29 protein-coding genes and 1 pseudogene are annotated in these 25,408 nt (G+C 42.2%); 21 read left to right on the top strand and 9 right to left on the bottom strand.

Annotated elements, in window-relative coordinates:
- Positions 1–45 precede the first annotated feature (45 nt).
- Entirely contained in the window at positions 46–570 is a 525-nt protein-coding gene (locus V7L05_RS15895) for an Hsp20/alpha crystallin family protein (RefSeq protein WP_335165341.1), read from the bottom strand.
- Between the two features lie 252 nt (positions 571–822).
- Between V7L05_RS15895 and V7L05_RS15890 the strand changes: the two genes are divergently transcribed.
- The 4 genes from V7L05_RS15890 (at position 823) to V7L05_RS15875 (ending at position 7,619) form a co-directional block, all read left to right on the top strand.
- Positions 823–1,047, top strand: a complete 225-nt coding sequence (locus V7L05_RS15890; protein ID WP_335165339.1) for a hypothetical protein — start codon at positions 823–825, stop codon at positions 1,045–1,047.
- Between the two features lie 112 nt (positions 1,048–1,159).
- Entirely contained in the window at positions 1,160–6,868 is a 5,709-nt protein-coding gene (locus tag V7L05_RS15885) for a PAS domain S-box protein (RefSeq protein ID WP_335165337.1), read from the top strand.
- An 89-nt stretch (positions 6,869–6,957) separates the two neighbouring features.
- Positions 6,958–7,461 (top strand): GNAT family N-acetyltransferase, encoded by a 504-nt coding sequence (locus tag V7L05_RS15880; protein WP_335165336.1) that lies wholly within the window; start codon positions 6,958–6,960, stop codon positions 7,459–7,461.
- On the top strand, positions 7,458–7,619 hold the full coding sequence (locus V7L05_RS15875; protein WP_335165357.1) for a type II toxin-antitoxin system PemK/MazF family toxin: 162 nt from the start codon (positions 7,458–7,460) through the stop codon (positions 7,617–7,619). The genes V7L05_RS15880 and V7L05_RS15875 overlap by 4 nt, the downstream gene beginning before the upstream one ends.
- Positions 7,620–7,887: 268 nt before the next feature.
- On the opposite strand, the gene V7L05_RS15870 is transcribed toward V7L05_RS15875, so the two are convergent.
- Together V7L05_RS15870 and V7L05_RS15865 are read right to left on the bottom strand one after the other, a co-directional pair.
- A complete protein-coding gene (locus V7L05_RS15870; protein ID WP_335165334.1) occupies positions 7,888–8,106 on the bottom strand; it encodes a type II toxin-antitoxin system HicB family antitoxin in 219 nt (72 codons plus the stop codon).
- A complete protein-coding gene (locus V7L05_RS15865) occupies positions 8,093–8,323 on the bottom strand; it encodes a type II toxin-antitoxin system HicA family toxin (protein ID WP_335165333.1) in 231 nt (76 codons plus the stop codon). The genes V7L05_RS15870 and V7L05_RS15865 overlap by 14 nt, the downstream gene beginning before the upstream one ends.
- A gap of 57 nt (positions 8,324–8,380) precedes the next feature.
- Between V7L05_RS15865 and V7L05_RS15860 the strand changes: the two genes are divergently transcribed.
- The 3 genes from V7L05_RS15860 to V7L05_RS15850 all read left to right on the top strand — a co-directional run bounded on the left by V7L05_RS15860 (position 8,381) and on the right by V7L05_RS15850 (position 9,637).
- Positions 8,381–8,578 (top strand): hypothetical protein, encoded by a 198-nt coding sequence (locus tag V7L05_RS15860; RefSeq protein WP_335165332.1) that lies wholly within the window; start codon positions 8,381–8,383, stop codon positions 8,576–8,578.
- A 297-nt stretch (positions 8,579–8,875) separates the two neighbouring features.
- Entirely contained in the window at positions 8,876–9,202 is a 327-nt protein-coding gene (locus V7L05_RS15855) for a hypothetical protein (RefSeq protein ID WP_335165330.1), read from the top strand.
- Between the two features lie 6 nt (positions 9,203–9,208).
- On the top strand, positions 9,209–9,637 hold the full coding sequence (locus tag V7L05_RS15850) for a nucleic acid-binding protein (protein WP_335165328.1): 429 nt from the start codon (positions 9,209–9,211) through the stop codon (positions 9,635–9,637).
- A 294-nt stretch (positions 9,638–9,931) separates the two neighbouring features.
- Here V7L05_RS15850 and V7L05_RS15845 read toward each other — a convergent pair whose 3' ends face one another.
- Both V7L05_RS15845 and V7L05_RS15840 read right to left on the bottom strand, forming a co-directional pair.
- Positions 9,932–10,231 (bottom strand): type II toxin-antitoxin system RelE/ParE family toxin, encoded by a 300-nt coding sequence (locus V7L05_RS15845; protein ID WP_335165326.1) that lies wholly within the window; start codon positions 10,229–10,231, stop codon positions 9,932–9,934.
- On the bottom strand, positions 10,228–10,482 hold the full coding sequence (locus V7L05_RS15840) for a type II toxin-antitoxin system ParD family antitoxin (RefSeq protein ID WP_335165324.1): 255 nt from the start codon (positions 10,480–10,482) through the stop codon (positions 10,228–10,230). Before V7L05_RS15840 ends, V7L05_RS15845 begins: the two co-directional genes overlap by 4 nt.
- Positions 10,483–10,536: 54 nt before the next feature.
- Between V7L05_RS15840 and V7L05_RS15835 the strand changes: the two genes are divergently transcribed.
- Positions 10,537–11,220, top strand: coding sequence for a hypothetical protein (locus V7L05_RS15835; RefSeq protein ID WP_335165323.1), 684 nt, complete (start codon positions 10,537–10,539; stop codon positions 11,218–11,220).
- 24 nt (positions 11,221–11,244) lie between these two features.
- On the opposite strand, the gene V7L05_RS15830 is transcribed toward V7L05_RS15835, so the two are convergent.
- The 4 genes from V7L05_RS15830 to V7L05_RS15815 form a co-directional block, all read right to left on the bottom strand.
- Positions 11,245–11,976, bottom strand: a complete 732-nt coding sequence (locus V7L05_RS15830) for a hypothetical protein (protein WP_335165322.1) — start codon at positions 11,974–11,976, stop codon at positions 11,245–11,247.
- Positions 11,977–12,262: 286 nt separating this feature from the next.
- Positions 12,263–13,669 (bottom strand): NAD(P)(+) transhydrogenase (Re/Si-specific) subunit beta, encoded by a 1,407-nt coding sequence (locus V7L05_RS15825; protein WP_335165321.1) that lies wholly within the window; start codon positions 13,667–13,669, stop codon positions 12,263–12,265.
- On the bottom strand, positions 13,666–13,959 hold the full coding sequence (locus V7L05_RS15820) for an NAD(P) transhydrogenase subunit alpha (protein ID WP_229547018.1): 294 nt from the start codon (positions 13,957–13,959) through the stop codon (positions 13,666–13,668). The genes V7L05_RS15825 and V7L05_RS15820 overlap by 4 nt, the downstream gene beginning before the upstream one ends.
- Positions 13,960–14,081: 122 nt before the next feature.
- Positions 14,082–15,254: a Re/Si-specific NAD(P)(+) transhydrogenase subunit alpha gene (locus tag V7L05_RS15815; RefSeq protein ID WP_335165320.1), complete on the bottom strand. Its 1,173-nt coding sequence runs from the start codon at positions 15,252–15,254 to the stop codon at positions 14,082–14,084.
- An 897-nt stretch (positions 15,255–16,151) separates the two neighbouring features.
- On the opposite strand from V7L05_RS15815, the gene V7L05_RS15810 reads away from it, so the two are divergent.
- The 13 genes and pseudogenes from V7L05_RS15810 to V7L05_RS15750 all read left to right on the top strand — a co-directional run bounded on the left by V7L05_RS15810 (position 16,152) and on the right by V7L05_RS15750 (position 25,399).
- Positions 16,152–16,664, top strand: coding sequence for a DUF2808 domain-containing protein (locus tag V7L05_RS15810; protein ID WP_335165318.1), 513 nt, complete (start codon positions 16,152–16,154; stop codon positions 16,662–16,664).
- Positions 16,665–16,815: 151 nt separating this feature from the next.
- A complete protein-coding gene (rpmH, locus tag V7L05_RS15805; protein ID WP_094327629.1) occupies positions 16,816–16,950 on the top strand; it encodes a 50S ribosomal protein L34 in 135 nt (44 codons plus the stop codon).
- 26 nt (positions 16,951–16,976) lie between these two features.
- Positions 16,977–17,399: a ribonuclease P protein component gene (gene rnpA / locus V7L05_RS15800; RefSeq protein ID WP_335165316.1), complete on the top strand. Its 423-nt coding sequence runs from the start codon at positions 16,977–16,979 to the stop codon at positions 17,397–17,399.
- A complete protein-coding gene (locus tag V7L05_RS15795; protein ID WP_335165314.1) occupies positions 17,386–17,778 on the top strand; it encodes a PH domain-containing protein in 393 nt (130 codons plus the stop codon). The genes rnpA and V7L05_RS15795 overlap by 14 nt, the downstream gene beginning before the upstream one ends.
- Positions 17,778–17,933 (top strand): histidine kinase, encoded by a 156-nt coding sequence (locus tag V7L05_RS15790; RefSeq protein ID WP_335165313.1) that lies wholly within the window; start codon positions 17,778–17,780, stop codon positions 17,931–17,933. The genes V7L05_RS15795 and V7L05_RS15790 overlap by 1 nt, the downstream gene beginning before the upstream one ends.
- A gap of 67 nt (positions 17,934–18,000) precedes the next feature.
- Entirely contained in the window at positions 18,001–19,152 is a 1,152-nt protein-coding gene (yidC, locus tag V7L05_RS15785; protein ID WP_335165312.1) for a membrane protein insertase YidC, read from the top strand.
- Positions 19,149–19,676: a Jag family protein gene (locus tag V7L05_RS15780; protein WP_335165310.1), complete on the top strand. Its 528-nt coding sequence runs from the start codon at positions 19,149–19,151 to the stop codon at positions 19,674–19,676. Before yidC ends, V7L05_RS15780 begins: the two co-directional genes overlap by 4 nt.
- A gap of 217 nt (positions 19,677–19,893) precedes the next feature.
- Entirely contained in the window at positions 19,894–20,424 is a 531-nt protein-coding gene (locus V7L05_RS15775) for a YceD family protein (protein WP_335165308.1), read from the top strand.
- A gap of 261 nt (positions 20,425–20,685) precedes the next feature.
- Positions 20,686–21,886 (top strand): annotated as a pseudogene (locus tag V7L05_RS15770) (IS4 family transposase).
- Between the two features lie 26 nt (positions 21,887–21,912).
- Positions 21,913–22,980 (top strand): ATP-dependent nuclease, encoded by a 1,068-nt coding sequence (locus V7L05_RS15765; RefSeq protein ID WP_335165307.1) that lies wholly within the window; start codon positions 21,913–21,915, stop codon positions 22,978–22,980.
- Between the two features lie 25 nt (positions 22,981–23,005).
- On the top strand, positions 23,006–23,167 hold the full coding sequence (locus tag V7L05_RS15760; protein WP_335165306.1) for a hypothetical protein: 162 nt from the start codon (positions 23,006–23,008) through the stop codon (positions 23,165–23,167).
- Complete coding sequence (locus V7L05_RS15755) at positions 23,164–24,675, top strand: AAA family ATPase (protein ID WP_335165304.1); 1,512 nt, start codon at positions 23,164–23,166, stop codon at positions 24,673–24,675. The genes V7L05_RS15760 and V7L05_RS15755 overlap by 4 nt, the downstream gene beginning before the upstream one ends.
- A gap of 220 nt (positions 24,676–24,895) precedes the next feature.
- On the top strand, positions 24,896–25,399 hold the full coding sequence (locus V7L05_RS15750; RefSeq protein ID WP_335165303.1) for an SH3 domain-containing protein: 504 nt from the start codon (positions 24,896–24,898) through the stop codon (positions 25,397–25,399).
- Positions 25,400–25,408 lie beyond the last annotated feature (9 nt).

Genomic DNA, 25,408 nt, shown 5'->3' with positions numbered 1-25,408 from the left:
GGAACCATTGAATCAATAGAACATCTTCTCAGAAGTTTGAACGCTTTATTGTGATATAATGTTGGATTGTGTGTTAGCATTGCCAGCTTCTATGGAAGCTGTAGCACTTTCAGATTGGCCTAAATTCACTTTGAATACCTTGCTCTGCTCTTGCTCCAGTTTGGGTAAAGTCAGAATTAAAATCCCATCTTTCAGGTCTGCCTTAACTTGTTGATTCTGAACTTTGGTTGGCAGAGCAATTACTCTAGTGAAGTTGCCATACCGGAATTCAGAATGAACTTTAGCGTTAGATTGGGAATGTTTTTCGTAACGATGCTCACCAGCAATCGAAACTGCGTCTTGAGTAACTTGAACATCCAGGTCTTTACCTTCCACTCCTGGAATCTCAACTCTTAATAGCAACTCGGAACCATTGTCAGATAATTCCACAGCAGGAACCCACGCTGTTCTCGGTGATGGAGAAATCTCGGAGTTGCCGCGCTCGGCTGCTGTAAGCTCAGAGAAAAGTTGATCCATTTGACGACGCAGAATCTCCATTTCACGCAATGGTTCCCAACGAATGAATGCCATATCTCAATCTCTCCTTAACTTTCTAATTCAAGTTTGGGTAATCAAACAAAGTTTAGAGGTGTTTAGAGGTTTCAGATATTTAAGCAATTATCGAACCTCTAGTTTTTTCGAGAGGAGCTTTGTTTCTTCTCTCTAGTAAGTAATTTAATAAAATAAAAATCTAAAAATAGTTGGGAAAACCGTACAGACATAGGTTGGATTTACCGTATAAAACAAAAAAAGCAGGACTTACCCAAACAATAGCCGAAAAGAATGATTTTCTCCGTAGGGGCAATTCATGAATTGCCCCAGAGCGTATGTTATCGCCGGTTTAATGGCTGGGGAGTTGATGCCATTACCAATCGGATCGAATCAGCATGGTGTATGGGCGATATCCGCTTTGCTGTATCTTTGTATTCCGATGTTGCATCACAGAGATTTGGCAGTATAACCAGTTATCCTGCTTCATCTGCAACTTTTGCCTACAGCCGGCGCTGAAGTATGATGGTAAGAGACGATAATTTTATTTACAATCTGGTAACAGAGTTTTGCTTTCTGATTTCATGTTCAGTTTGATTCAATAATTTATTCCTGTAATTTAGTAACTGATATGAATGCTCAAAAAATAAAAATTTTATTAGTTGATAATAATCTAGAGAATTTACATTTTTTATCAGATATCTTTCAACACCAAAGTTATCAGGTGCAAAGTGCCATTTCTGGAGAATTGGCAATCAATATGGCGCTGGCTTCTCCCCCTGATTTGATTTTGCTAGACGTTCTCATGTTAGAGATGGATGGTTATGAAGTTTGTCAACATTTGAAAGCTAACTATAAAACTCAAGAGATTCCGATAATTTTTTTCGGTGTTTTAGATGAATTATTTGAAAAAATAAACGTCTTTAATTTAGGCGATATTGACTATATTACTCAACCATTCCAAACTAAAGAAGTTTTATTACGCGTCCAAAATCAACTGACTCTCCAAAGGCTGAAAAAACAGTTGAAAGAACAAAATGCCCAACTGCAACAGGAGATTAAAGAGCGTCAACGGGTTACTGTTGAGTTAAATATTCGGAACAAACAATTAGAAGAGATTTTCCAACAAATTCCTGTTAGCATTGGCACAGCCTCTTGTAAAGAAGTTTACCAAAGCGATCGCTACGCCAAAGCCGCCCTGAAAAAGAGTGAAAGTCAGTATCGCCACCTAGTGGAGACATCCCAGGATATGATCTGGTCGGTGGATATTGATGGACTAATTACCTTTGTCAACCCGGCAGTCAAGCAGATTTATGGCTATGAACCCCAGGAAATGATCGGGCGTAGCTTGACTGATTTCATCTCGCCTATACAAGTTGCTCAAGATAAAGTAGTCTTTGAGCATGTTTTTCAGGGAAAGCCAATCTTTCAGCATGAAACTACCTGTGTCGCTAAAGATGGTACTTTACTTTATCTAATGTTTAATGCGATCGCCTTACGCAACGAAGAGGGTCTGGTTATAGGCATGACAGGTACTGCTAGTAATATTACACAGCGTCGAGGAGTAGAAAAATTACTCCAAGAAAGCGCGATTAAGCTCCGCAATCATAACCTAGTGCTAACCCAACTGGCACAAAATCAGACGCTCTATGAGGGTGACTTGAAAGCAGCTTTGAGTAAAATCACAGAAACAGCTGTCCAAAATATTGGAGTGGAACGAACTAGTATCTGGCTGTATGACGAAACAAGCATGAAAATTGAGTGTTTTGACTTATTTGAGGCCAGTAGTAATCAACATAGCGAAGGACTTTCCTTGGCAGAGGCAGACTATCCAGCTTATTTTGCAGCTTTGCAGCAAGACCAACCAATCGCCGCAGATGATGCCCATACCGATCCCAGAACTAGAGAATTTTCGGCATTTTACTCAAGATTAAACATTACTTCCATACTCGATACACCTATTAGGCTGGAGGGCAAGACTGTAGGAGTTTTATGTCTGGAGGCAGTGGGAGTTACTCATCATTGGACGCTAGAAGACCAAAATTTTGCTCGCTCTCTGGGCAATTTAACATCCTTGGTGTTGGAGGCAAAAGAACGCCAACGCGCAGAAGCAGCACGACGGGCTTCTGAAGAAAAGTTAGCATCAGCTTTTCGGTCATCTCCTGATCCAATAGCCTTAATTACTGTTCGCAACAAACGCTACATCGAAGTTAACGACAGCTTTTGTCGGTTTTTTGGTTATTCTCGTTCTCAGGTGATTGATCACACCGATCAAGAATTGAATATTTGGGCGAATCCAGAAGAATATAATTTCCTCGCCCAGATGCTGCAAAAAACAAAAGCCATCCGCAATTACGAGGTTGATGTCTGCACTTCAACCGGAGAAATTAGGACGACACTGCTTAGTGCGGAAATGATCGAGATTGATGGACAATGGTACGTACTGGGCACAGCGAAAGATATTACTGAACGCAAGCAGGCAGAAAATGAAAGCCGTTTGCTACTGTTGACAACCCAAGCGATCGCTCGCGCCAGTGATGTCAATAGCGCTTTAGCAGTGGTCTTGCGCTTAATTTGTCACACCATTGGCTGGGATTTTGGGGAAGCATGGATACCTAATGAAGATGGTACTGTTTTAGAACACAATCTGAGCTGGTACGGTGAGGAGAGTAGTTTAGCAGAATTCTGCCGCCAAAGCCAAACTGTGAAATTTGCTCTGGGATTGGGACTACCAGGAAGAGTTTGGCAAAGCCAGGAACCCGAATGGATAGAAGATGTTTCGCAAGTTACAGAGCCAGTTTTTTTGCGTAGGCGTAGCCCAACCCAGGCATCGCCACAAGCCGCAAAGGTAGGATTAAAAGCTAGTTTTGGTGTTCCCATACTGGCTGGAAACCAAGTATTAGCTGTTTTAGTGTTTTTTAAACGTAGCTCAGTATTGGTAGATAGACGTTTGCTCTTGCTAGTCAGTGCTGTTGCTGCTCAGTTAGGTGGGTTAATTGAGCGCAAAACTCTAGAACAAGAACTAGCACTCAGAGAAGCTCGCCTGAATGCCTTTTTTAGCAGCGCTCCCGTCGGCATGAACATTGTAGATAACCAGCTGCGGTTTGTGCAAATCAACCAATTACTGGCGGAGATTAATGGACTACCCCAGCAAGATCATATTGGCAAGACCATCTATGAAGTCTTACCCCACATGGCCTCCCTAGTGGAACCAATCTATCAACAGGTTTTGTTGACTGGTCAACCGATTCTCAATCAAGAATTAAGCGGCGCATCAATTAAACAACCAGATATTATCCGCCACTTCTTAGCTTCTTATTTTCCGATTCCTGGTGAGGACGATCGCCCCTCTGGTATAGGCAGTGTTTTAGTAGAAATTAGCTATCGTAAACGTGTTGAACAAGAATTGCGTTTAGCCAACGAACGCCTGCAATATCTGCTCACCTCTAGCCCTGTAGTCATTTATAGCAGCAAAACATCAGAAGATTTTAGCACTACTTTTATCAGTGAGAACATTAAAGCAATGGTGGGCTACGAAGCGCGGGAATTTATCGAGGATTCCAGTTTTTGGCTTCAGCACGTCCACCCCCAAGATATTGAACTGATCTCAGAAAAATTTAACCAGCTTGTTGAGCAGGAGTACATCTCCTACGAATACCGGTGGTTACACGCTGACGGAACTTATCACTGGTTTTACGAAAAGATGAGGTTAATCCGTGACGAAGCTGATTACCCTATAGAATGCGTTGGTTATTGGGCAGACATTAACGATCGCAAATTGGCCGAATTAGCTTTGCAGTCAGGTCAACAGCGATATCAACTTCTAGCAGAAGCCTCACCAGCTTGTATATTTCACGCAGATATAGATGGCAATGTCTTATATTTTAATCAACGCTGGAGTGAGATTACTGGATACAGTTTAGAAAACTCTCTCTTAACAGGTTGGGTAAATGCCGTACATCCAGACGACCGTGAGCAGATGTTCTTGGTATGGGATCAAGCCAGAGCCGCTAAAAAAATGTATAAGAACGAACATCGGTTGTTGCGTGATCAGAGTACGGTGGTCTGGGTAATTTGTCAGGCTTTGCCAGAATTTGGCGATGATGGAGAAATTCAAGGTTACATCGGTACAATTACAGATATCACCGAGAGAAAATTGGCAGAAGAAGCCTTGCGTGAGAGTGCAGAACGAGAAAGAGCGATCGCCCAAGTAATTCAAAGGATGCGCCAAACACTGGATTTAGAGACGATATTTGCGGCTACAACCCAGGAATTACGGCAAGTACTCAATTGCGATCGGGTTGTTGTCTATCGTTTCAATCCTCAGTGGAGTGGCGAATTTCTCTCCGAGTCGGTAGGTAATGGTTGGATTTCTCTGATTGAAGAACACAAAAATGACCCTCATCTCACAGAAGGTGTCTTCCAAGATGGACGTTGCCTAGCAAAAATTTTGGCTAGCGCGGATAACCAGGTGCAAGATCCTAATCTGCAAGCAACCCCAGGTGCAAATTTCCTCTGTGTCCCAGACATTTATAACGCTGGGTTTCATCCTGCTTATGTCAATTTCTTAGAGCGCTTTCAGGCTAAAGCCTACATTATTGTCCCCATTTTATATGGTAGTCAGCTTTGGGGATTACTAGCGAGTTATCAAAATTCCGCTCCCCGTCAATGGAAAGCAGAAGAAGTCAACATCGTAGTTCAAATTGGCAATCAGTTGGGTGTTGCTTTTGGGCAGGCACAATTGCTAGCGCAAACCCAAACGCAGTCACAAGCATTGCAAGAAGCTGTGATCATTGCTGATGCTGCCAACCGCGCCAAAAGCGAATTCCTTGCCAACATGAGCCACGAATTACGTACCCCACTCAACGCCATCCTTGGTTTTACCCAAGTGATGAGCCATGATCGTGCTTTATCTACAGAACATCAGCAAAATCTAACAATCATCAATCGTGCTGGCGAACATCTCCTCAACTTAATCAACGACATTTTGGAAATGTCGAAAATTGAAGCTGGTAGAATAACATTAAATCTCAACAGTTTTGACTTAATTCGCCTCTTGGAAAACCTTGAAGAGATGTTGCGCTTCCGCGCCACCTCCAAAGGATTAGAATTGGTCTTTGAATATAAATCTTACCTCCCCCAGTACATCCAAGCTGACGAAAGTAAACTGCGTCAAGTCTTGCTTAACCTCTTGGGAAATGCAATCAAATTTACCGATACTGGGAGGGTGACGCTACGGGTGAGATGGGAGCAGGGGGAGATGAGGGAGCAGGAGGAGATGAGGGAGCAGGGGGAGATGAGGGAGCAGGGGGAGATGAGGGAGCAGGGGGAGATGAGGGAGCAGGGAGAGCAAAATCTTTCTTATCCCCCTCATCCCCCTCATCCCCCTCATCTCTCCTTCGAGGTACAAGACACTGGTCGCGGTATTGCCCCACAAGAAATTGACTTGCTGTTTGAAGCTTTTGGGCAAACTGAAACCGGAAGGAAATCGCAACAGGGAACAGGACTAGGTTTAGCAATTAGTCGCAAATACGTACAATTAATGGGGGGAAATATTAGCGTCTCCAGCATTATTGGCGAGGGAAGTAAATTTGCTTTTAATATTCAAATTGGTCTAGCCGCAGCCAGCGAAATCCAGATCAAACAAACTAGACGCCAAGTTATGAGTTTAGCGCCGGCTCAAAGTGAATACCGCATTTTGGTGGTTGATGACTCCATAGACAGCCGTTTAGTGCTAATCAAAATTCTGACATCTATTGGTTTTGCAGTCCAGGAAGCAACAAATGGCACTGAAGCGATCGCACTTTGGCAGACATGGCAACCACACCTAATCTTAATGGATATGCGGATGCCGATTATGGACGGCTATGAAGCCACAAAAGTTATTAAAGCTAGAGAAGAAACCTCAATTCCAAATCACAAGACCATTATCATCGCCTTAACTGCTAATGCCTTTGAGGAACAGCGAGAGGCAATGATCAAAGCTGGTTGTGATGATTATATTAATAAGCCTTTCCGGGAGGAACTATTACTAGAGAAATTGAGCGAATATTTAGGAGTTCAATATATTTATCAAGAAGAAAGCTATCAGATAGCAGATGCAAGGCAACAGGAAATAGAATCAACGTTGACGCTTACGGATTTAGTGACTCTATTATCTGAAATGTCGCCTGAATGGATGAAACAGGTGTACACTGCCGCAGCCCAATGCAGTGATGACCTGATTTTACAATTGATTGAGCAAATCCCTTCTGAAAATGCTGCGCTGCGAAATTTTATCAAGAATTTCGCTTATGATTTTCAGTTTGAGAAAATTATGGAATTGACTAGCAAGTGTTGAAGGGATAAAAACTCAGAGGGTTAGCGCATCTCAAATTTTCTTCTAATTCCAGTCTCAGCTTTTTTTGTTTTTTATTTATATTTCATCCAATGATAATTAGAAAATTAACAAAGCATGATGCAGAAGATTATAGTCAAATCAGATTAGAAGCTTTATATAACAATCCAGATTCATTTGGCACAATGTATCATGAAGAAGCAATTAAGACGATAGATCAATTTCGGGATAGAATTCCAGTAGATAACAATAACTTTATCTTGGGCTGCTTTGAGGATAAAGAGTTAATTGGAATAGTCGCATTTCATCAACAATCAAGAATAAAAGTCAGGCATAAAGCATATATTCGTAGTATGTATGTTCAACAAGAATATCGAGGAAAAGGCATAGGTAAATTATTACTGAATGAATTAATTGAAAGAGCAAAGGCTATTAACGAGATAGAAATATTATTACTTGATGTTGTTACAAGTAATCTCTCAGCAAAACAACTTTATTTTTCATTAGGCTTTCAAATATATGGAATAGAGAAAATGGCGTATAAATTTAATAATCAATATTTTGATATGGAGTATATGTGTTTACGGGTTAAATAAGGCATCACCGAATTTTAGATGGTGTAGATATTTTTCAAATACGTTCAGTTTCCGAAATAAGATTAGTGAGAAAACTAGATCAACTTTCCGACTCAAAAATGCAACTTGTTTCTCAAGCATTAGCTGTTGTCTTAAGTATTTCTCACTTCATCTCTTAGCGATCCACATTGCGAAGATTTGGCGATGCCAACTCTTGGAGACGCACTCGCGTTCGGCGGGTTTCGCCTACGCTTTTTTTTAACGAACCGCAGAGGCGCAGAGAAGCCAGTGCGTTGGGCGGGTTTCCCGACTTGAAGCAACTGGCGTGACACAGAGGAAGGAGAGAGAGGCGAGCGCATTTCAATAAAAAGCAAATGCTCGCCTTGATGATAACGTTAGATTAGGCGATAGAAAATAAGCGAGTCACTTTATCAACGCACTATCCATTTAAGCCACCTTACAAACGGTCGGTTTTGGAAGTGCTTCGCCGGTGGCTTCATAAGCCATTATCAATGACTCCAATGCTTGGGCACCATTTGCAACAGCTTCCTCATAAGTATCACCATGTGTCCGAAAAGGCTGTCCAGGGAAATCGGGAAATCCGACTAAAAAGCAGTTGTCTTCATCAGACCATTGAATTAGCATTTGATATTTAAATTTGCTCATCTTCTTGATTCTCTAGCTGTTTTTGTTCTACTTCTTGAATTGCTTGTTGAACGTCTTTCTCTTGATAGCGTTTTGCGTCTGAACTGTCTTTACCAGAAACCGTAAGTTTTCCTGCATATAAAGGATGTATCCAGTTTGTATGACTTCCTTTACCTGGGATTTCTGTAAAATTCGCTCTTACCAACATTTGTTTGAGTTCCCTGATTTTCTTTGGCATTGTCAGGTCTAGACGCTTAATTAATCTCAAGATATCGCACTTACAGCAAATCTGGGAATGCGATACTCCAAGACGAGTCTAGGGCAACACATTCTCAATGAAGTAGGTTATGCGATCGCTCTTTTTAACGAACCACAGTGGCGCAGAGAACACAGAGGTAAGAGGAAGGCGATGCCAACGGCGGGCTTCGCCTACGCTTTTTTATCTCACGCAAAGACGCAGAGGAAACAGAGTCAGAAGAGAGCGATCGCTTAATTGATTACCTCGATCAGCAACCGATCCTTGATCCATTGGATACCATGTAAGCGTCGGGACTTGATCGGGAAACTAAAATAGCCATTCACGCTAAAATATAATATAACTACCCATACTAAAACCAATTAATATCTATAGGACTCCTATTTGATTTTTGAACAAATTAAGTACTAATCGAAAAGGCTTATTCCCTACTCCCCACTCCCTATTCCCTACTCCCAGCCTACGCAAGTCAGTTCAATAATCAAAGCGGATTACTATACTCGTGTTATTAAATTATTTACTTGGAAGGTACTTATGAACAATAATCAACCTATCACAGCACAATCATCAACTAAACCCCGCGCTGATTTATTATTAGAGATTGAACAAACTCCAGAAGAATATCTCCCAGAATTACTGCAATTTGTACGTCTATTTCGTCAAACTGTGACGATGAAACAGACATCATTAAATCACTGGGAAAATGCTATCAATGAAATTAATCATAGTGATGCCGTTAAGCAACAAGAAAGGAAAACAAACATTAAAAAATTATTCGAGTCATGGAATGAGTTAGATGAACAAGAAGAACAACAAAAAACCTTAGAAATTATTGAATCTATGAAAGGCATTTCTATTTAAAATAGGATGAGTAAGGTTATTATCTTAGATTCTGCACCTGTGGGATTAATTACTAATCCAAAAGCAATGCCTCTAGCTGTGCAATGTCAAGAATGGTTTTATACGCTCTTTGAGAGAGGATATGAAGTAATTTTACCAGAAATTATAGATTATGAAATTAGACGTGAATTGTTAAGGGCAAATAAATTATCAGGAATTAGAAAACTTAATCAACTCAAATCAGAAATTATCTATCTTCCTATTACAACAGAAGTGATGTTGAAAGCAGCAGAGTTATGGGCTGAAGTCCGAAATCAAGGTAAATCTACAGCAGATAATAAAGCTTTAGATGGTGATGTAATTTTAGCATCTCAATCTATTTTAGTTGCTAATTATGGGCATGAGGTTGTTATTGCCACAAGTAATAAAATCCCGTTCGCCCCTGGCGTCCCGTAGGGAAGGGTACGGCGGGCTTTGCCTACGCACTGTGGACATTTTGCAGGCGATGCCTTCTCTACGAGAGGCTTTGCCAACGGCGGGCTTCGCCTACGCTTTTTTATCTCACGCAGAGTAAAAACAGAAGAGAGCGATGCCAACGGCGGGCTTTCCTGCGGAACGCTACGCGAACGCCTACGCACTGTCGAGATTTAGCGATCGCTTCGCTTTTTTTAATGAACCGCCAAGACGCCAAGGAAGAATAGAAGAGAGCGATCGCGTTTGTTGTGAAACTACAATTAGACTATGGCTATTTCACTCTAATTCTAAAAACAGTGACTCCAAATCTCTATATCCACTCATGACACGGGCAATATCAATTCCATCTTCTCTGGGATAGTATAAGATGATATATTCTTCAATGTTAAATCCCCGTAGATTGGGAGATAATTGCTCATAACTCTTCCCCATGTTGGGAAATCCAGCAACTAATTTGCATTTCTGGCGAATTGCATCAAAAAGTTTACTAGCACCACTGGGACTATTCTGAGCAATATATTCACAAATAGTATTTAAATCTTTGACTGCTTCATCAGAAAAAGAGTAGTTACTCATTTTTGAGACTCAGCAATTTTATTGATTTTTTCTTGTAATTGAGCAAATACTATCTCACCATCTGTAACCTCTCCTCTTGCAATTTGTTCCTTTCCAATCACTATTTTTCCCCGAAGTTCTTCCAAACGTTGTTCTCGTATTTGTAGCAATTTGAATGCTTCGTTCATCACTTCTTCTGCATTAGCATATCTCCCAGCTTGAATTTGGGATTGAATAAACTGCTCATGCTCAGGTTTAAGGGAAATATTCATGACAAATAACTCTACTAAATTTACTATATTCAAATTTTATCGCTAATTGATTTGATGAACGAATACGGCTCAGTTTTCAACTCAAAGATTAATGCGATGCCTACGGCGGGCTTCGCCTACGCACGCTGGAAATTTTGCAGGCGATGCCTTCGGCGGGCTTCGCCTACGCTTTTTTTAACGAACCACAGAGACGCAGAGGACATAGAGGAAAAAGAGAGCGATGCCTTCGGCGGGCTTCGCTTACGCACACTGGAGATTTTGCAGGCGATCGATCGCTCTTTTTATCTCACGCAAAGGCGCAAAGGAAGAGAAGAGGGCGATCGCACACTGGAGATTTTGCAGGCGATCGCTTTTTTAACAAACCACAGAGACGCAGAGGAAGGGAGCGATCGCACACTGAAGATTTTGCAGGTGATCGCTTTTTTATCTCACGCAAAGGCTCAAAGGAAGAAGAGAGCGATGCCTTCGGCTGGCTTCGCCTACGCACACTGGAGATTTTGCAGGCGATGCCTTCGGCGGGCTTCGCCTACGCTTTTTTTAACGAACCACAGAGGCGCAGAGAACACAGAGCAAGAAGAGAGCGATGCCTTCGGCTGGCTTCGCCTACGCACACTGGAGATTTTGCAGGCGATCGCTTTTTTCAACGAACCACAGAGACTCAGAGGAAGAAGAGAGCGATGCCTTCGGCTGGCTTCGCCTACGCACAATGGAAATTTTGCAGCCGATCGCCTTTTTTAAACGAACCACAAACTAAGCAAATAATTATTTTTGTGCTATTTTAGCAGCGATTGATCTACCAATCTTATGGAAATATTCACTTGTTACACCTCTAGCTACAGGATGTTTAGCTATAACAAACACAGTCTGACTATTTCTACAAATTAAGAAACCTTCTGAAGTTGGTGAAAACTTAACGTCAGTTATTTTTTCAGTTACTCTTCTCCAAGAATATTCATATCCTTTACCATAGAAAACAACAGCTTTAGGTTGATGTTCTTTTATTCTTTGACTAATATGATTTATTCGCTTTTCAAGACAATAATTTTCATAAGTATCTCTATTAGATAAAAAAGTAAGCTTAGAACATTCACCATATATCCAATGTTTAAGAGATGGTGAGGGTAAAGGTAATAATTCTAATAAACAAGTCTCTTTATATTTTCTAGCTAATTCGTTTTTTTGATATTTACGGACATCTTCTATATCAATATTCCCTGTTCCTTTAGCACTTAAGAGAATGCGAATCAATTTATTCCATGTTGGTTGTATTCTTGCGTCCCATGTTCCCATATCTATATGATATTCTGCAACATCATCTATTTCACATTTGCCCCTGTTTGACCATATATTTATTCTTTTTTCAATATCTTGAAAATTTTCTCCTCTTTCTTCCATACCAATAAACCAATAATTTCCTTTATAATTACCATATCCATAAAATGTATCAACTCTTTTTTCTAGAAACTTATCATTAAAAAAATATTGACTTAACATAACTCTGTTATTTTACTTGGAAAATTAAAATTTGTTAGTCAAAAGTAATTGAGTATACATGGAATGTCAAGTAAAATAACCAAACTGAAAATTTTCCTAAATTATCAAGTCTATAATAAATAAACTTTCTATTCTTTGCCCCTTTGCATGAGGTAATTTTCCGACAAAAAAACTTGCCTCAGAAGCATCAGACTCCCAAAGCAAGCAAACTCTCTACATTCTTTCTTTACTTCGCGCCCTTTGCGCCCTTCTTTACGAGACGCCGCGCGAACGCGGTTCGTTTCTCTTAAAGTTGCTTCACTTCCGAAACCAACTTCGACACCATATCCTTAGCGCCACCAAAAAGCATCGTCGTCTTATCCTTGTAGAACAACTCATTATCTACACCGGCAAAACCCGTACTCATCCCGCGCTTAATTACAATCGTCTGCTTCGCCCGATCAACTTCCAAAATCGGCATACCATAAATCGGACTATTTGTATCACTCCGCGCCGCCGGATTTACCACATCATTTGCCCCAATTACTAAAGCCACATCTGCTTGCTCAAACTGGGGATTAATATCATCCATGTCGTACAACTGCGTATAAGGCACATTTGCCTCCGCCAACAACACATTCATGTGCCCCGGCATTCTCCCAGCAACGGGGTGAATCGCATACTTGACATCAACGCCCATCCGTTCTAGCTGATCTGACAATTCCCGGACGCTATGTTGCGCTTGGGCAACTGCCATCCCATAACCAGGTACAATTACCACAGAACGGGCATAACCCAACATCATCGCCCCTTCTTCGGCATCGATGCTACGGACGCTTTGATCGGTTGTACCACCACTAGCAGCACCACCACCAGAACTAGAACCTGTACCAAAAGCGCTGAACAGTACACTAAATAACGAGCGGTTCATCGCCTTACACATAATCTCGGTGAGGATTAACCCAGATGCTCCCACCAAAGCCCCAGCGATGATTAACATATTGTTCATCACCACGAACCCAGCAGCAGCAGCCGCCACACCAGACAACGAGTTCAACAACGAGATTACCACTGGCATATCGCCGCCACCAATGGGGATGACGAACATCACGCCCAGCACCAATGAAACGCCAACTACTCCCAAGAATATGGGTAAGCTATCTGGTGTGATGATTAAATAGGCACTACCTACTATATAAGCACCCAGAAGCAAGAGGTTAAATGGTTGCTGGAAAGGAAATGTAATCGGGGAACCACTAATTAAACCTTGCAATTTGGCAAAGGCTAAAAAACTACCTGTGAAGGTAATACCACCGATTAACACGTCCAATAGTATGGAAATGTTGACATCTAGGGGTATCGGCTGAGAACTATCTAATAACCGCCAGAATTCGGCAACAGCTACTAATGCCGAAGCCGCACCGCCCAAACCGTTGAGTAAACCCACCATTTGGGGCATTTCCGTCATTTGGACTTTATAGGCAACGATCGCACCAATTCCCGATCCAATCGCCAAGCCCAACAATATCATCTCGTAGTTCAACACATGTTGATCCAGCATTGTCGCTGCGATCGCTAGCAACATCCCCACAGCCGCTATAAGATTACCGTTCCGCGCTGTAGCAGGTGATCCCAGCTTTTTCAAGCCCAGAATGAATAACGATGCAGCGACTAAGTACGTCAGCTGAATGCCAGTTGGTAAAAAGTCGCTCACGCCTTAATCTCCTTCTTCTTGAACATTTGCAACATTCTGTCTGTCACTAAAAAACCACCCACAACGTTGACTGTTGCCAATACCACAGCAATCAAACCGAGAATTACTGATACATTCGTCTCTCTGGCACCAGCAGCAACTATTGCCCCAAGTACCGCAATCCCAGAAATCGCGTTTGAGCCTGACATTAAGGGTGTGTGGAGAGTCGGTGGTATTTTGTTGATGACTTCAAAGCCGATAAAAGATGCCAAAACAAATACAAACAAAGCAGCAAGTAATGCCTCTGTCATGAAATCAAAACTCCTTAATGTAAATGGGCATTGGGCATTGAGCATTGGGCATTGGGCATTGGGCATTAGTTCTTGCTCCTTCATCTCCCTCATCCCCCTCATCCCCCTCATCTCCCAATTCCCTAACTAACCGCCGGTTGTTGAGTATTCAACGCTTCGAGCGCATCCCGCACTCGTTGATTGCGAATTTCACCTGCGTGGGTAACGCAAGCTGCATCAACGATGTCGTCGCCAAAGTCTACCTGCAAAGCTTTGTCTTTAATTAGCAGTTGAATCAACGATGTTACGTTCTTGGCATACAATTGGCTGGCATGAATTGGCATCGATGATGGGAGATTGATGGGGCCGATAATTGTTACACCGTTCCACACAATATCTTTACCGGGTTCGGTGCAGGCGCAGTTACCCCCCTGTTCAGCAGCCAAATCCACAATTACTGAACCTGGTTTCATCTGTGCCACCATTTCTTCTGTAACTAGCCGTGGTGCTTGTCTCCCAGGTACTTGGGCGGTGGTAATCACCACATCAGAATTTTTGACGTGTTCGGCGACAACTTCCTGGGTACGTTGTTTGCTAGCCTCAGAAATTTCCTTGGCGTAACCACCTGCGGCGACAGTTTCTTCCTCTAATTTGACTTCAACAAATTTTGCCCCTAAACTTTGCACTTCTTCTTTGACGGCGGGACGGATATCAAAGGCTTCTACCACTGCTCCCAAACGTCTAGCGGTGGCGATCGCTTGCAATCCGGCTACACCAGCGCCCATAATAAATATTTTGGCTGGAGCGATCGTGCCTGCGGCTGTGGTTAACATCGGGAAATATTTCGGTAATGCTGCTGCGGCAATTAATACAGCCTTGTAACCTGCTAATGAAGCTTGCGAGGACAAAGCATCCATACTTTGCGCCCTGGTAGTACGGGGAATCATTTCCATACTCAAAGCTGTGACTTTGCGATTTGCCAGTTGCTGCGCCACTACAGGATTTCCCAAGGGATTCAGGAAACTGACTAAAACAGCCCCTTCCCGAAGTAATTCAATTTCTGAGCGTCCATCTTCTCGTTCTTGCGGTGGGCCGACTTTCAGTAGAATATCAGCTTCGCCCCATAATTTAGCAGTATCGCTGATTATTGTGGCTCCTGCTGCTTGATAGGCAGAATCGCTAAAAAAAGCTCCTTCTCCTGCACCTGTTTCTACCCAGACTTCCAAACCTTGTTTTACCAATCGGGCAACGGCGTCAGGAATTAATGCCACACGACGTTCACAAACTTCAATCTCTTTAGCAACTGCTATTCTCATGAAATCTCCTGAAGATAAATACCTAATCTCTGCCAAGTAAGCGATTTTCCAAATGAGGAGTATCCCGCACTCATAATACTTAGGCAGGAACATCACCTATGAATTTTACTAGTAGATTGAACCTTGAATCTTTCCTCTCCCACTCTTAGCTCTCCAGGCAAAGTGAAGCTTTGCCGCTCGCAGAGGTCATATTTTCAGATAGTTGCAAACAGGGTTACGTATTGCACATCCTAAATTGATGATTCCCAAATTTTGCATCTTGATCTTCAGCTTGTTTTAGGGATTGAGAAATTTTGGTATTCCTTTCTTATAGAGTAATATTGACCAAATTTTGAAAGTTTTATAATTTCCAAATTAAATTTTAAGGATTACGACTTTGATTCAAACTCATTTTAATCAATTTAGCGCAAGTTAAGTGGCGATCGCTGATGTAGCGGCTCAATTTTTATTACAAAATTCTCAAATTTAGATACACTTGTACATATTTGGAAATACAATCTAATCCTAACTGTGTTTCTATCTAGTTCAAATTTGACTAACTTAGTCATCAAATCAGGACTCTACAAGGGTAATAAATTAAATCGAGTATAGGACTCGTATTTGATTTTTGAAAAAAATCAGTACATCCCGAAAAGGCTTCTTCCCCACTCCCCACTCCCCACTCTCCACTCCCTACTCCCTGTCTATGCAAATAATTTCAAAAATCAAAGCAGACTGCTATATATGTTAAATTTATATCTAAGTAATTTTGCTGTCGTCCAAACCTCAGCGAGGACGGCACTTTTTATTGTTATTAAACGTCCATTCTTAGGAAGTCAGTAGTAAAGTTTAGTAAAGAATACTAACACACAGTTATTTTAGATAACAGATTTACATTTTGGTAGAGGAAGCCCAATTATGCGACGTTTACTTTCTGCTTTAGCCCTGACTAGTTTTTTGGTTACTGGATTACCAGCCCTAACTTGGGCGCAAAGCTTACCTGGATTGACACTGTTTAGCGGTGTCAAAGGCGAAAATCAGCTGCCCTTTAGGTTAGATTTTGGTGGACAAGCTAATGGTTGGGATCGATACATATTGAGGATTCCAGCCAAAAGAATGAAATTGGCAGTTGGTCAATTTGCCATTACCTACCCTGATTATTACAAAGGAACTTTTGACCCGAAAAAAATTGAAGTTCGAGTCAAAGGCAAAGCAGTTCCGCTTTCCGAGGTGAAGTGGGACAAAGAAGGTAAGCTGATTAATATTTTTCCCCAAGAGCCGGTGCCAGCAGGTAGCCCAGTTGAGTTAGTCTTATCTAACGTCCAAAACCCAGCCTTCGGCGGAGTTTATTATTTCAACTGTCAAGTTCTCTCCCCTGGCGATGTGCCACTACTACGCTACATGGGAACATGGATTTTGAGCATAAATTAAGGTGGGGAGTGGGGAGTAGGAAGTGGGGAGTGGGGAATCTCACTTCTTTACTCACAACTGGGAACTCAGAACTGTTTTGTCAAATTCCCTAATAAAGTGATACAATATGAGATTGTGAGTTTTTATAAAAATCACCTAAGCGGAGAACTGTATGAAAAGAACACTGGGCGGCACTAGCCGTAAGAGAAAAAGAACCTCTGGTTTTCGCGCCAGGATGCGGACACCAGACGGCAGAAACGTCATTAGCGCTAGGAGAAGAAAGGGACGTCACCGCCTGAGCGTTTAGGGCATATCAAGCTATAAAAAGCATCTGTGGCTTTGCCCAAAGCAAATCGGCTAAAATCCCGCAAGGATTTCCAGGCAGTTTTCCGGGAAGGAATTCGGCGTCATGGCTCTTATTTAACATTGAGAGCCTTAAAACCGTTATGTTCAACAAAACCTTCTTTGAACACTGCCACCCAGACTACACAAGCAACTGACTCAGCACATCTTGCCAGCACGCGGATTGGCATTTCCATAAGCACAAAAGTCAGCAAAAGGGCAGTGGTTCGCAACCGAATCAAACGGCAAATTACTGGTGCTTTACATAACTTACTGCCCAAATTATCACCAGGATGGCGGCTAGTGGTGATTGTCAAACCCGCAGCAGCAGAATCTAAGTGCGTAAGCCCACAATTTCTGCAAGAATTAGAGCAGTTGTTGGCACAAGCTGAGGTGTTCGATGGGAATTCGTGAAGATGTTTATTATGAAGGTGGCCCCCATCTTGGGGATTTAATTATCAACCTGCTGATTGGGCTAACCATTGTCGGGATACCATTAACAGTCGGGGCAATTGTCAGGGCATTGTGGCTGCGTTTCCGCATCACCGATCGCCGAATTACCGTGATCGGAGGTTGGCAGGGGCGCGATCGCACTGACGTAATTTACTCAGAAATTGTCAAAATCGTCAAAGTTCCCCGTGGCATAGGCTTTTGGGGGGATATGGTGCTAACCCTAAAAAACGGCAGTCGTCTCGAATTGCGTGCAATCCCCAAGTTTCGGGAAGTTTATGACTACATCAACGAAAGAATTGCAGCGAAAAATCCCGAATATAGCGCTGCTGGCAACAAGTGATGGGAGATGAGGGAGATGAGGGAGATGAGGGAGATGAGGGAGACAAGAGGAATAACCAATGCCCAATGCCCAATGCCCAATGCCCAATGCCCAATGCCCCATGCCCCATGCCCAATGCCCCATTTAAATGTGCGGCTATCCGTAGCGAAAGATAGTCGCCGACAAATTATGATTTAGATAAATTAGATTCAGTTTACAGTACCTCAGGTTGAATTCAGAATAATGGATTTTGGTATCGGCTTTCTCTCGAACAACGTGATGCTGCCAATCATAGATTTTTTCTATGGTATTGTGCCTAGCTACGGATTAGCGATCGTTGCTTTGACACTGATAGTCCGCTTTGCGCTCTATCCCCTGAGTGCTGGCTCAATTCGCAATATGCGGAAAATGCGAATTGTACAACCTTTGATGCAAAAGCGGATGGCAGCAATCAAAGAGCGCTATAAGGATGATCCGCAAAAGCAGCAGGAGGAAATGGTCAATGTTCAAAAAGAATTTGGCAACCCTTTAGCAGGCTGTTTTCCATTACTAGTGCAAATGCCAGTCTTGTTAGCGCTATTTGCCACTTTGCGGGGTTCGCCTTTTGCAGGTGCCAACTACAGCGTTAACCTGGAAATCTTTCCCGCAGAACAAATCGAACAAATTCAACCGCAAGCCTTTGCCACAGCTCCTCAAAATATTTACGTTGCCGATGGCGAACACGTTAAAGTAGCTGCAATCCTTCCCAGTGGTAACAAACTAGCGGTGGGAGAACAAACCAAGATACAATATCAGACCGTTGACGGGAAACCATTTCAAGTACTCTTAGCAGAACACCCAGAAAATAAGCTGATTCCTGATTGGAAAGTCACCAAAGGGGAAGATCGGATCAAAATTGATGCTCAAGGCAATGTCGAAGCCTTGCAGCCGGGAGAAGTTACCATTCAAGGAACTATTCCTGGACTAGCAGCAGACAAAGGCTTTTTATTTATTGATGCCTTAGGCAGGGTTGGCGCAAATGATCCAGATGGCACAATCCACTGGGATATTGTCGCCATGATTGTCTTTTTTGGGATCAGCCTTTATGTTAGCCAAATGCTTTCTGGGCAAAATTCCAGTGGTGGCAATCCGCAGCAGGATACAGTTAACAAAATCACCCCAGTCATCTTTTCTGGGATGTTTTTGTTCTTCCCCTTACCAGCTGGGGTGCTGATGTATATGGTGATTGGTAATATTTTCCAGACTGCACAAACTTATCTTCTCTCCCGCGAACCTCTATCAGAAGAACTGCAAAAAATCGTAGAAACCCAGGAGAAAGAAGCAGCAGTCACAGAACAAAAGGCATTGCCGTTTGAACCAAAAAGTGGTAAGAAAAAGGCCACAGGGGGATCATGAGCAACATTGCGATGCAGCGAGGTCAGCAGTGGTTAAAAACGCTGCTGGAACTCACTGGGATACCTGCTGAGATTCAGGGTCATTTAGAAACTGCCCAATCTCAAGACGGCGATTCCCCAGAACCAGATAACTACTGGTTGACAATTGACCAAACCAACTTTACGTCAGAACACATCCAGGTATTAATTGGTGCCGATGGTTCTGTGCTAGATGCGATTCAGTATCTAGCAAATTCGGTTCTTAACCTCAGCCAACCCCCCGAAGAACAAGCTTCTTACACTATTGAGTTGAATGGCTACCGGGTCAAGAGAGAAGCCGAAATTCGCGCATTAGCAGAAGCAGCAGCCGATGAAGTGCGCTTTTCTGGTAGAGAAGTGGAAATCAAATCCCTGAGTTCTGCTGAACGCCGTCAAGTTCATACCTTCTTGAAGGAATTTGGAGATTTGGAAACCTTTAGTCGCGGTAAAGAGCCGCATCGTCATCTGGTTGTCCGTCCAGCTTCGTTGGAAGGAGTTGGGAGTTAGGAGTCGTTCAATTTTGGATTTTGGATTTTGGATTTTGGATTTTAGATTTTTCCTTCAATTCAAAATCTAAAATTGGCAGAGTTTGGAGTTAATTGAAAACTCATAACGATATAGGTTCAAAATTTCTCTTGTTCTTAAGAGAGAAAGTAAAAATGTAATATCAGTATAATTGCTGATAGTCAAGATAAATTTTTAGTGAGGATGTCTCACAAATCCTATGGACGCAATTTATATTCCGCAGCTAACTCAAGCCCCGGAGCGGACAGAGGAAGTTCAGGTTCAGGAATTTCTGCCTGGTCTGGAAACGTTGACACCAGTTCGCGGTCATGTGCGCGTGCAGCATCATGGCAATTACTTGGAAGTGTCCAGTCAGGCAGAAACAATTATTACTTGTACCTGCAATCGCTGTTTGCAGCAATACAATCGACGTTTAGGGCTTGATACGAAGGAAATTATCTGGTTGGACGAAACCGCAAATCAGCTAAATGACTTGCCCTTAGAAAGGGAAGTGGTTCTGGAAGATTTGCTTGAAACTCTACCGCCCGATGGTTATTTTTATCCCAACGAATGGCTGTATGAGCAGATGTGCTTGGCAGTTCCCCAGCGTCAGCTGTGCGATCGCAATTGTCCAGGCATTCCTGTAAGTAGTACTGTTGATAGTTCTGATACTTCTGATAGTTCTGATACTCCTGTTGATAACCGTTGGGCTTCTCTGGAAGCACTGAAAAAGCAACTTCCGGGACAGTAAGGCGCGTTACGCCGCATCACTTGTTCACTTTAAGTCTTACAACTTATGTAGTAGTTTACTAAGCTAATCTATGACCTTTCTATAGAAACCCGGCTTCTCTAAGAGACCGGGTTTCTTCAATTTTACTTGTCAAAATAGGTGAAATTGCTAATAATAGAACTGAGAGGGTGACAAGGCAACTCTAAGCTATGCAGGACAATAGTTTGAGAAGATGATGAAGACAAAAAATAGGGAGCATTTTTGTGGCTCCCCTAGAAAAATATGTTTCCTGAATCTTACCAAAAAACCCTGCGTGCCCATCTGAATGAAAGCCAGTATCTAACCCTACAACTTTTGTTGTTATTACTACAAGTTCATCGTCAGGTCAAACTCTCCGTTTTAGCAAGTGTCTTTCCCCAACCGATTCAATATGGCAGTCGCAAGCGGAACCTGCAACGCTTTTTGAACTTGCCGCAACTCAATGTCAAACTTTTATGGTTCCCCTTGATCAAATATTGGATTAGACAAGTACAAACGGGACGGAACTTAAATCGAGAGCAGCGTCGTCGTCTCCAGAAACTCAAACACCATAAATATGGATATTGGATGATCGCAATTGATAGGACTCTTTTGGATTGGACGGAATGTATTTATGGTGAGCTTAGTCTGGGGTACTCATGCTCTTCCTTTATATTGGGAAGTCTTAAAACAGGTAGGGAACAGTAATTTTCATACCCAAAAACGGCTCCTGAAAACAGTGCTGACTCTATTTAAAAATTATCCTGTTTTGGTATTAGGAGACCGAGAATTTCACAGCCCTAAACTGGCACAATGGCTGGATGACAGGGGTGTATTCTTTGCTCTGAGGCAGAAAAAAGACCTCCATTTCCAAACAGCACTGAATGAGGAGTATCAAGTCCTGAAAAATCTGGGATTTAAACCGGGAATGTCTAAATTTTATCAGGGAGTTTTGTGCAATAAAGGGGATGGAATAGGACTATTTAATTTGGCGGTCTATTGGAGACGAAAATATAATAATCAGGGAGCAAAAGAACCTTGGTATATCTTAACTAACCTCCCGACATTAAAACAAGCATTGGCAGTTTATCGTTGTCGTTGGGGCATTGAACAAATGTTCAAGGATTGTAAAACAGGTGGCTATAACTTAGAAGATACCAAGGTCAATGACACTCGTTTTTTAGCTTTAGTCTTATTGATTGCCCTGGCCTATAGTTTGGCAACAATGCAGGGACAACAGATGAAAAAATTAGGGATAGATATCTATGCTGGACGTATCCAAGAACACAAAGACCAGACCCCACGGCAGAGTGACTTTAGCTTTGGACTCTACGGACAACGATGGCGTTACGGGATGGAATTATGGACAGATTGGGTTCTGAGTCTGATTGCGCTCAAACCCCATAAACGGCTCTATTTTCAGCGTGGTTTCTATGCCCTATTCCTTATGCAGCAACCTTTATAGGTAGGTTGTCACCCTCTGAGGTTGTAATGAGAGATGATACAAATCTTGAAATCCTGATTTGGAATACAGATAATCTTCACAGAAATGATTTATCACTACCTCTTTCATCCTGTGGAAGTGGAGTTAGTCAAGTACTAGCAATTTTGTATATTCTAGTTTCTTCGGAAGAACCAAGAACATTAATTATTGATGAGCCACAATCTTTTTTACATCCAGGTGCAGCTAAAAAACTTATAGAAACTCTTAAACAATTTCCACAGCACCAATATATTATTGCTACTCATTCGCCAGAAATTATCACAACTGCTAATCCTTCTAATATTGTAAAGCTCCAATATCAAGATTGTGAAACAACAGCATCAGTAATAAATACAAAAGGGATAAAATCACAAAACGAAATTTTAGCTGAACTTGGAGTTAGATTATCTGATGTTTTCGGTGCTGATAGTATTCTTTGGGTAGAAGGACAAACTGAGGAAAAGTGTTTTCCAATGATATTGGAGAAAGTTGCAACAATAACACTAATGGGTATTAAAATTCTATCTGTCAATAGCACTGATGCTCTTTTGGATGGAAAACGGTCTGACCTGGTTTTTGATATTTATAAAAAACTCACAACGGGAGCAACTCTGTTTCCGCCAGCCATTGGATTTATATTTGATAGAGAAAGTAAGACAGAAACAAAGATTAAAGAACTAGAGAAGAAAGGTGTGACTTTCTTACGCCTACCCATGTATGAAAATTATCTACTTGATCCTGAAGCTATATTAGTGACAATTAATCAAGAAGCTACATGGTTAGAAATACATATTAGCATTACTCAGGTTCAGGAATATCTTGACAAAATCAAACAGGAAAAATCCTATCTGCTTCAAGGTGTAAAAAGAGAAGAAGTGTCAGATAATAATTGGTTATCTAAGATTCACGGTGCAAAGATACTTGAAAGTATGTTTAAAGAATTATGTGACAACAAATTGGAATTTAGAAAAACTAAACACTCTTATAAGCTTACAGAATGGCTAGTTGAAAATAAACCTGATTTCTTATCTGATCTGGCTGAAGAATTAGGAAATACCTTAAATAAAAGTCAGTAGTTATTTTTATACTGATTATCTAATCATGTTTACCACAAAAGAGCGATCGCTTACCTTTAAAAAATATCTCACATATAGCGATCGCACTGGCAACCCCTATGAACTGGTAGATGTTGGTTTTATAGTTGTTAGAGGCGATACAAACCTGAACAATGAGAGAATAACTAATAACTACAGCTATATATGAACTTTCGTGAAGAGTTTAAACTGCTGCTACGCGCCCGCTACCCTTTAATTTATATTCCCACCTATGAGGAAGAACGGGTAGAAGCAGCTATCCGGGAAGAAGCAACCAACCAGGGTAATCGCCCAGTGTATACTTGGGATTTTGTCGATGGCTACCAGGGAAACCCCAATGATGCTGGGTTTGGGCGACGCAACCCGTTGCAAGCTTTGGAATTTATCGAAAAATTACCAGCTTCCGCACCAGCAGTTTTGATTCTACGAGACTATCATCGCTTTTTAGATGATGTAGCGATCGCCCGCAAACTTCGCAATCTGTCCAGGCTTCTCAAGTCGCAACCAAAAAATATTGTCCTATTGTCGCCACGCATCGCCATCCCTGACGATTTAACGGAAGTGCTGACAGTCGTCGAGTTCCCCTTACCCGCCGCCCCAGAAATTAAAACTGAGGTGGAACGCTTGCTACAAAACACTGGTAACTCCCTTTCTGGCAAAGTTTTAGATGATTTGGTGCGTTCTTGTCAAGGACTTTCGATGGAACGGATTCGCCGGGTTTTAGCAAAAGCGATCGCTACCCACGGTGAATTGCAACCAGAAGACGTGGATCTGGTTTTGGAAGAAAAGCGCCAAACTATCCGCCAAACCCAAATCTTGGACTTCTACCCCGCCACTGAGCAAATTTCTGATATTGGCGGACTGGATAACTTGAAAGACTGGCTGATTCGGCGGGGAGGCTCGTTTACTGATAAGGCGCGACAGTACGGATTACCGCACCCCCGTGGTTTAATGTTGGTGGGTATTCAGGGAACTGGTAAATCGTTAACGGCAAAAGCGATCGCTCATCACTGGCATTTACCCTTGCTACGTCTGGATGTGGGAAGGTTATTTGGTGGTTTGGTGGGTGAATCAGAATCTCGGACTCGCCAAATGATCCAAGTAGCTGAAGCGCTCGCTCCCTGTATTTTGTGGATTGATGAAATAGATAAAGCCTTTGCTGGAGTTGGTAGCAAAGGTGATGCCGGAACAGCCAGCCGTGTATTTGGCACTTTTATTAACTGGCTAGCCGAAAAAAGCTCACCCGTTTTTGTCGTCGCTACCGCCAACGACATCCAAGCCTTACCGCCGGAAATGCTCCGTAAGGGGCGATTTGATGAAATTTTCTTTGTCGGTTTGCCCACCCAAGAAGAGAGAAAAGCAATTTATGATGTTCATTTATCCCGATTGCGTCCCCATAACTTGAAAAGTTATGACATCGATAGGTTAGCATACGAAACGCCCGATTTTTCTGGGGCAGAGATTGAGCAAACTTTAATTGAAGCGATGCATATTGGATTTAGCCAAAACCGGGACTTTGCTACTGACGACATTTTAGAAGCCGCCAGTCAGATCATACCCTTGGCGCGAACTGCTGTAGAGCAAATTCAGCAACTTCAAGAATGGGCTGCTGCGGGGAGAGCGCGTTTAGCATCGAAACACAATCCTTTGAGCGATCGTCTCCGCCGCACTACGTGAACACACTCAGTGACAGCTAGAATAATTACTAATTCGTAATTCGTAATTCGTAATTCGTAATTCGTAATTAAGAGGTACAAACCCCCACTAAAATCTCCGATTTGGTGGTCAATAAGACACTGGAGGGTACAAGCACCCTAAAAGTGCAACTACGAATTACGAATTATCAATTACGAATTATGTTGACCCTTGACTCTTGATAATCAGGTTTTAATTAACTATGTTGTCTGGCTTAACAAAATTTATACTTGGGTTTTTATTAGCGATCGCTGTGTTAGTAGGTGGCGGTGTTGCAGTTGCACTCTATTTCATGAATCGCACTGGCATAGCCCCTGCCAAACCCATTTTTTCCAATGATAATCCCTCGGTGAAAGCCCAAGCTCCAAAAGGAACTGAGCCTGGAGGAGGTAAATCCACCCTTAAACCTGGGACTCAGGCTCAATCGTCTCCAAGCTCCGCTCCCACAGAATCACCAAAGGCTACCCCATCACCAAAACCATTGCCATCGGGAGCTTACCGAGGGCGTGTTAGTTGGCGTGAAGGGTTGAGTTTGCGATCGCAACCAAATCAAGAAGCTGAACGTATTGGTGGGGTTGGTTTTAATCAAAAAATTATTGTTTTAGAAGAAAGCGAGGACAAATCCTGGCAAAAGATCCGTTTGGAAGGTAGCGAACAAGAAGGTTGGGTAAAAGCAGGTAATACTGAAAAAGTAGATAAACAATAGCTTAAAAAT

It is taken from the genome of Nostoc sp. (assembly GCF_036917755.1).
Classification (GTDB): Bacteria; Cyanobacteriota; Cyanobacteriia; order Cyanobacteriales; family Nostocaceae; genus Nostoc.
Note: the sequence above shows the minus strand (reverse complement) of the source record. Positions and strands in the feature narration are given on the sequence as shown.

What these genes read in the sequence shown, in the direction of transcription:
- V7L05_RS15895 (WP_335165341.1), bottom strand. Translation starts at nt 570, where the DNA reads ATGGCATTCATTCGTTGGGAACCATTGCGTGAAATGGAGATTCTGCGT.
- V7L05_RS15890 (WP_335165339.1), top strand. Translation starts at nt 823, where the DNA reads ATGATTTTCTCCGTAGGGGCAATTCATGAATTGCCCCAGAGCGTATGT.
- V7L05_RS15885 (WP_335165337.1), top strand. Translation starts at nt 1,160, where the DNA reads ATGAATGCTCAAAAAATAAAAATTTTATTAGTTGATAATAATCTAGAG.
- V7L05_RS15880 (WP_335165336.1), top strand. Translation starts at nt 6,958, where the DNA reads ATGATAATTAGAAAATTAACAAAGCATGATGCAGAAGATTATAGTCAA.
- V7L05_RS15870 (WP_335165334.1), bottom strand. Translation starts at nt 8,106, where the DNA reads ATGAGCAAATTTAAATATCAAATGCTAATTCAATGGTCTGATGAAGAC.
- V7L05_RS15865 (WP_335165333.1), bottom strand. Translation starts at nt 8,323, where the DNA reads ATGCCAAAGAAAATCAGGGAACTCAAACAAATGTTGGTAAGAGCGAAT.
- V7L05_RS15860 (WP_335165332.1), top strand. Translation starts at nt 8,381, where the DNA reads ATGCGATACTCCAAGACGAGTCTAGGGCAACACATTCTCAATGAAGTA.
- V7L05_RS15855 (WP_335165330.1), top strand. Translation starts at nt 8,876, where the DNA reads ATGAACAATAATCAACCTATCACAGCACAATCATCAACTAAACCCCGC.
- V7L05_RS15850 (WP_335165328.1), top strand. Translation starts at nt 9,209, where the DNA reads ATGAGTAAGGTTATTATCTTAGATTCTGCACCTGTGGGATTAATTACT.
- V7L05_RS15845 (WP_335165326.1), bottom strand. Translation starts at nt 10,231, where the DNA reads ATGAGTAACTACTCTTTTTCTGATGAAGCAGTCAAAGATTTAAATACT.
- V7L05_RS15840 (WP_335165324.1), bottom strand. Translation starts at nt 10,482, where the DNA reads ATGAATATTTCCCTTAAACCTGAGCATGAGCAGTTTATTCAATCCCAA.
- V7L05_RS15835 (WP_335165323.1), top strand. Translation starts at nt 10,537, where the DNA reads ATGAACGAATACGGCTCAGTTTTCAACTCAAAGATTAATGCGATGCCT.
- V7L05_RS15830 (WP_335165322.1), bottom strand. Translation starts at nt 11,976, where the DNA reads ATGTTAAGTCAATATTTTTTTAATGATAAGTTTCTAGAAAAAAGAGTT.
- V7L05_RS15820 (WP_229547018.1), bottom strand. Translation starts at nt 13,959, where the DNA reads ATGACAGAGGCATTACTTGCTGCTTTGTTTGTATTTGTTTTGGCATCT.
- V7L05_RS15815 (WP_335165320.1), bottom strand. Translation starts at nt 15,254, where the DNA reads ATGAGAATAGCAGTTGCTAAAGAGATTGAAGTTTGTGAACGTCGTGTG.
- V7L05_RS15810 (WP_335165318.1), top strand. Translation starts at nt 16,152, where the DNA reads ATGCGACGTTTACTTTCTGCTTTAGCCCTGACTAGTTTTTTGGTTACT.
- rpmH (WP_094327629.1), top strand. Translation starts at nt 16,816, where the DNA reads ATGAAAAGAACACTGGGCGGCACTAGCCGTAAGAGAAAAAGAACCTCT.
- V7L05_RS15795 (WP_335165314.1), top strand. Translation starts at nt 17,386, where the DNA reads ATGGGAATTCGTGAAGATGTTTATTATGAAGGTGGCCCCCATCTTGGG.
- V7L05_RS15790 (WP_335165313.1), top strand. Translation starts at nt 17,778, where the DNA reads ATGGGAGATGAGGGAGATGAGGGAGATGAGGGAGATGAGGGAGACAAG.
- yidC (WP_335165312.1), top strand. Translation starts at nt 18,001, where the DNA reads ATGGATTTTGGTATCGGCTTTCTCTCGAACAACGTGATGCTGCCAATC.
- V7L05_RS15780 (WP_335165310.1), top strand. Translation starts at nt 19,149, where the DNA reads ATGAGCAACATTGCGATGCAGCGAGGTCAGCAGTGGTTAAAAACGCTG.
- V7L05_RS15775 (WP_335165308.1), top strand. Translation starts at nt 19,894, where the DNA reads ATGGACGCAATTTATATTCCGCAGCTAACTCAAGCCCCGGAGCGGACA.
- V7L05_RS15765 (WP_335165307.1), top strand. Translation starts at nt 21,913, where the DNA reads ATGAGAGATGATACAAATCTTGAAATCCTGATTTGGAATACAGATAAT.
- V7L05_RS15760 (WP_335165306.1), top strand. Translation starts at nt 23,006, where the DNA reads ATGTTTACCACAAAAGAGCGATCGCTTACCTTTAAAAAATATCTCACA.
- V7L05_RS15755 (WP_335165304.1), top strand. Translation starts at nt 23,164, where the DNA reads ATGAACTTTCGTGAAGAGTTTAAACTGCTGCTACGCGCCCGCTACCCT.
- V7L05_RS15750 (WP_335165303.1), top strand. Translation starts at nt 24,896, where the DNA reads ATGTTGTCTGGCTTAACAAAATTTATACTTGGGTTTTTATTAGCGATC.